Here is a 2,661-nt window from a genome sequence, read left to right on the forward strand (position 1 = left end):
CGCCTCGACCATCTGCGTGTCGACGCGCAGCACCGGGTTCAGCGTCATCATCGGATCCTGGAAGATCATCGCGATCTCCTTGCCGCGCAGCGCCTGCAGCCGGCGCTCCGGCGCGCCCACCAACTCCTCATCGAGGTAGCGGATGTGGCCGCCGACGATGCGCCCGGGCGGATCGATCAGCCCGAGGATCGAGAAGCCGGTGATGCTCTTGCCCGAGCCCGATTCGCCGACCAGGCCGAGCACCTCGCCGGCCTCGATGCGCAGGTCGACGCCGTCGACCGCCTTCACCACGCCGCCGTGCGTGAAGAAGTGGGTCTGCAGGCCCTGGACGTCGAGGACGGTCATGGTGGAGGGAATCGTCAATGTGCGTTGCGCGGGTTCAGGATGTCGCGCAGGTGGTCGCCCACCAGGTTGATGCCGACGATCGCCAGCGCCAGCGCGATGCCGGGGAAGAACGAGATCCAGTAGTTGCCCGACAGCAGGAACTCGTAGCCGTTGGCGATCAGCATGCCGAGCGAGGGTTCGGTCACCGGCACGCCGACGCCGAGGAAGGACAGCGTCGACTCCAGCGCGATGGCATGCGCCAGGTCGATGGTGGCGATCACGATCAGCGGCGGCAGGCAGTTGGGCAGCATATGGCGCAGCAGCACGCGCGGCCAGCCGAGCGACATGCATTGCGCCGCCTCGATGTATTCCTTTGCGCGCTCCACCAGCGCGGCACCGCGCGCGGCCCGCGCGAAATAGGCCCATTGCACGATGACGAGCGCGAGGATCACCTTGTCGACGCCCTTGCCGAGGATGGCCAGCAGGATCAGCGCGACCAGGATCGCCGGGAACGACAGCTGGATGTCGACGATGCGCATCAGCAGCGCATCGATCCACCCGCCGAAGTAGGCCGCCGCCAGCCCGACCGCGCTGCCGATGGCCAGCGCCGCCGCGACCGAGACGCCGCCCACCAGCAGGCTGGTGCGCAGCCCGTAGAGGATGGCCGACAGCAGGTCGCGGGCCTGGCCGTCGGTGCCCAGCCAGTAGGTCATCGTGCCGGCGGCGTCGCGGCTGCCGGGCGGCAGCTTCGAGTCGAAGATGTCGAGCTTGCCGATGTCGTACGGGTTCTGCGGCGCGATCCACGGCGCGAACACGGCGGCGAACAGCGCCAGCGCCAGCAAGGCCAGGCCGAACAGCGCCAGGCGGTCGGCCATGAACTCGCGGCGCAGGCGCTGCCATGGCGTTTCGGGCGGTGGCAGGAGAGCCGATGGCAAGGTGTCGGCCGTCATGCCTTGGCTCCCTGCAACCGCACGCGCGGGTCGAGCACCGAGTAGAGAACGTCCACCAGCAGGTTCAGCATCACGAGGAAGAACACGATCAGGATCAGGTAGGCGACGACCACCGGCCGGTCGAGCGTGATGATCGAGTCGAGCAGCAGCTTGCCCATGCCGGGCCACGCGAAGATGGTCTCGGTGACCACCGCGAACGCGACCACCTGGCCGAACTCCAGCCCGCCCACCGTGACGATCGGCACCATGATGTTCTTCAGCAGGTGCACCCGCAGGATGCGGCTCCAGCCGACGCCCTTGGCGCGCGCGAACTTGATGTAGTCCATCGGCAGCGCCTCGCGCGTGGCGGCGCGCGTCACGCGGATGATCAGCGCGCTCTTCGCGAGCGCGATCGTCACGGCCGGCAGCAGCAGGCGCGACCAGCCGTCGAGCGTCAGCACGCTGAGATCGAGCGGCCCGAGGTGCACCGTGGCGCCGCGCCCGCTCGCCGGCAGCCAGCCGAGCTGCACCGCGAACACCATAATCAGCATCAGCCCGACCCAGAAATTGGGCAGCGAGAAGCCGAGCACCGAGCCGGCCATGATGCCGCGCGCACTCAGCGCCTGCGGCCGCAGGCCTGCCCAGATGCCGAGCGGAATGCCCACCAGCACCGACAGGCCCATCGACACCAGCGCGAGCTCCAGCGTGGCCGGCATGCGCTCCAGGATCAGGCCCATCGCCGACTGCCCGGTCAGGAAGCTCTTGCCGAAATCGAGCCGCAGCGCATGCGACATGAAGATGCCGTACTGCTGCCACAGCGGCTTGTCGAGGCCGAAGCTGGCGCGGATCTCGGCGCGGTCCTGCTCGGTGGCCTCGGCGCTGGCCATCATCGAGACCGGGTCGCCGACCACGTAGAGGCCGACGAAGACCAGGCCCGACATCACGGCCATGACGAGCACCGCCTGCAGCAGGCGGCGGATGATGAAAGCCGACATCAGCGTGGTTCGACTACTTGGCCGGCACCGCGTACTGGACCATCGTCTGCTGGTCGGCGCGGCCCTTGAAGCTGACGTTCTTCTTCATCGCCCACACCGAGTGCTCGAAGTGGATCGGCAGCATCGCGAAATCGGCCATCGCGAGTTCGCTGGCCTTCGCGAGCGTCGCGGCGCGTGCGGCGTCGTCCATCTGGGCGGACGCCTCGGCGACCAGCTTGTCCATCGCCGGGTTCGAGTAGCGGGCGCGGTTGGTGGTGCCCAGGCCCTTGTCCTTGTCGGGCGTGACCAGCAGCGCGATCAGCGTGTTCGACATCTCCCCGGTCGCGGTGCCCCAGCCTGCGAGGTAGGCGCTGTAGGTGTAGGTGTCGCGGTTCTTGAAGAACACGGCCGGCGCGTTGGCATCGATCGAGGTC

The 2,661-nt window shown here is 68.3% G+C and carries 3 protein-coding genes and 1 pseudogene; all 4 read right to left on the reverse strand.

Annotated features, from left to right (window positions below; all coding sequences use genetic code 11):
* Positions 1 to 345: ATP-binding cassette domain-containing protein (locus tag AC1D15_RS25940; protein WP_477828252.1), on the reverse strand; the 345-nt coding region annotated here is incomplete at its 3' end.
* A gap of 14 nt (positions 346 to 359) precedes the next feature.
* Complete coding sequence (locus AC1D15_RS25945) at positions 360 to 1,274, reverse strand: ABC transporter permease (protein WP_047509504.1); 915 nt, start codon at positions 1,272 to 1,274, stop codon at positions 360 to 362.
* Positions 1,271 to 2,248 (reverse strand): ABC transporter permease, encoded by a 978-nt coding sequence (locus AC1D15_RS25950; RefSeq protein WP_477828253.1) that lies wholly within the window; start codon positions 2,246 to 2,248, stop codon positions 1,271 to 1,273. The genes AC1D15_RS25945 and AC1D15_RS25950 overlap by 4 nt, the downstream gene beginning before the upstream one ends.
* A gap of 13 nt (positions 2,249 to 2,261) precedes the next feature.
* Positions 2,262 to 2,661, reverse strand: a pseudogene (locus AC1D15_RS25955) (ABC transporter substrate-binding protein); the annotation flags it as partial.

The sequence above is a fragment of the Rhizobacter sp. P2_H2 genome, from assembly GCF_056403375.1.